Below are 2,613 nucleotides of genomic sequence, written 5' to 3' on the forward strand. Positions count from 1 at the left end.
CCCTCACACCGTGGTGTGAGGGCCCGTAGCGCCGTCCGGGGGACATCGGGACCGGCTACTTCTTCGCCTTGCCGCCCGAGTCGTCGCTGGACAGCACGGCGATGAACGCCTCCTGGGGGACCTCCACGCTGCCGACCATCTTCATGCGCTTCTTGCCCTCCTTCTGCTTCTCCAGCAGCTTCCGCTTACGGGAGATGTCACCGCCGTAGCACTTGGCGAGGACGTCCTTGCGGATGGCGCGGATCGTCTCGCGGGCGATGACCCGGGAGCCGATGGCCGCCTGGATGGGGATCTCGAAGGCCTGGCGCTGGATCAGCTCACGCAGCTTGGCGACGAGCCGCACCCCGTACGCGTACGCCTGGTCCCGGTGGGTGATCGCCGAGAAGGCGTCCACCTTGTCGCCATGGAGCAGGATGTCGACCTTGACGAGGTTGGCGGTCTGCTCGCCGGTGGGCTCGTAGTCGAGCGAGGCGTAGCCCCGGGTCTTGGACTTGAGCTGGTCGAAGAAGTCGAAGACGATCTCGGCGAGCGGCAGCGTGTAGCGGATCTCGACGCGGTCCTCGGAGAGGTAGTCCATGCCGAGCAGCGTGCCGCGCCGGCTCTGGCACAGCTCCATGATCGCGCCGATGAACTCGCTCGGGGCGAGGATCGTGGCCCGTACGACCGGCTCGTGCACCGCGTCGATCTTCCCCTCGGGGAACTCGCTCGGGTTGGTGACGGTGTGCTCGGTGCCGTCCTCCATCTCGACGCGGTAGACCACGTTGGGGGCGGTGGCGATCAGCTCAAGGCCGAACTCGCGCTCCAGCCGCTCCCGGATCACATCGAGGTGCAGCAGCCCGAGGAAACCGACGCGGAAACCGAAGCCGAGCGCCGCGGAGGTCTCCGGCTCGTAGACCAGGGCGGCGTCGTTGAGCTGGAGCTTGTCGAGGGCGTCGCGCAGCTCGGGGTAGTCCGAGCCGTCCAGCGGATAGAGGCCGGAGAAGACCATCGGCTTGGGGTCCTTGTAGCCGCCGAGCGCCTCGGTCGCCCCCTTGTTCAGGGTGGTGATCGTGTCGCCGACCTTGGACTGCCGTACGTCCTTCACGCCGGTGATGATGTAGCCCACCTCGCCGACGCCGATGCCGTCGGCCGGGGTCATCTCGGGGGAGGAGACCCCGATCTCCAGCAGCTCGTGGGTGGCGCCGGTGGACATCATCCGGATCCGCTCGCGCTTGTTGAGCTGGCCGTCGATGACACGGACGTACGTCACGACCCCCCGGTAGGAGTCGTAGACCGAGTCGAAGATCATCGCGCGGGCGGGGGCGTCCTTGACGCCGACCGGCGCCGGGACCTCCTTGACCACCTTGTCGAGCAGGACGTCCACGCCGACACCGGTCTTCGCGGAGACGCGCAGGACGTCCTCGGGCTGGCAGCCGATGAGGTTGGCCAGCTCCTCGGAGAACTTCTCCGGCTGGGCGGCCGGCAGGTCGATCTTGTTGAGCACCGGGACGATGGTGAGGTCGTTCTCCATCGCCAGGTAGAGGTTGGCGAGCGTCTGCGCCTCGATGCCCTGGGCGGCGTCCACCAGCAGGACTGTGCCCTCGCAGGCCGCGAGCGAACGGGAGACCTCGTAGGTGAAGTCCACGTGGCCCGGCGTGTCGATCATGTTGAGGACGTGGGTGGTGCCCTGGCCCTCGCCCGTGGTGGGCGCCCAGGGCAGCCGGACCGCCTGGGACTTGATCGTGATGCCGCGCTCGCGCTCGATGTCCATCCGGTCGAGGTACTGAGCGCGCATCTGCCGCTGGTCGACCACTCCGGTGAGCTGGAGCATCCGGTCGGCCAGCGTCGACTTGCCGTGGTCGATGTGGGCGATGATGCAGAAGTTGCGGAGCAGCGCCGGGTCCGTGCGGCTCGGCTCGGGCACGTGGAGAGGGGTCGCGGGCACGCAGGGTCCTGATTCTTGAGACGCGCGGCGTCTCGTCTCGGGTGGACGCGGATCGATACGTAGGCTCCATGGTCCCACGGGTACGGGACTGCGACCGGTTTGGGCCGGTCGTGGGGTCGCTGCTAGCCTGACTAGCTGCGTCCGGCTCCACCCTGGCCCGTCCGGGCCCCGGGTGCTGCCGTTCCGAGTCGGTGCTGTGCCGAGTCAACGTATTCATCAAAGCTGAGAAGGCTCATAACGTGGCGAACATCAAGTCCCAGATCAAGCGGAACAAGACCAACGAGAAGGCACGCCTGCGCAACAAGGCTGTCAAGTCGTCGCTCAAGACCGCGATCCGCAAGGCCCGCGAGGCCGCTGCCGCCGGTGACGTCGAGAAGGCCACCGCGGCTTCTCGCGAGGCGTCCCGTCAGCTCGACAAGGCTGTCTCGAAGGGTGTCATCCACAAGAACGCCGCCGCCAACAAGAAGTCGGCGCTGGCCTCCAAGGTCGCCACCCTCCAGGGCTGAGCCCCGGTCTCCTTGCCTTGACCTTGATTGACCGCCGGAAGGGACCCAGCGGGCCCTCTCTACCGCTCCTGACCGGCGACCCCCGAGCTCGCACGCGACTGCGTTCGCCACGCGGGTGCGAGTTCATCAGCTTCATGAGCTTCACAGCTTGACGTCGAAGGCCCTGGCCCGTTCTCCCAGAAC

At 67.3% G+C, this 2,613-nt stretch carries 2 protein-coding genes; one reads left to right on the top strand and one right to left on the bottom strand.

All coding sequences use genetic code 11. The annotated features are described in order from the left end of the window. Window positions 1-55 precede the first annotated feature (55 nt). Window positions 56-1,924: a translation elongation factor 4 gene (lepA, locus tag ACFXPL_RS37055; protein WP_384927578.1), complete on the bottom strand. Its 1,869-nt coding sequence runs from the start codon at window positions 1,922-1,924 to the stop codon at window positions 56-58. A gap of 239 nt (window positions 1,925-2,163) precedes the next feature. On the opposite strand from lepA, the gene rpsT reads away from it, so the two are divergent. Beyond that, the gene (gene rpsT / locus ACFXPL_RS37060; RefSeq protein WP_329827156.1) at window positions 2,164-2,430 is read left to right on the top strand and encodes a 30S ribosomal protein S20; all 267 of its coding nucleotides are present in this window, start codon (window positions 2,164-2,166) and stop codon (window positions 2,428-2,430) included. Window positions 2,431-2,613: the final 183 nt, after the last annotated feature.

This window comes from Streptomyces sp. NPDC059092 (assembly GCF_042756365.1).
GTDB lineage: Bacteria > Actinomycetota > Actinomycetes > Streptomycetales > Streptomycetaceae > Streptomyces.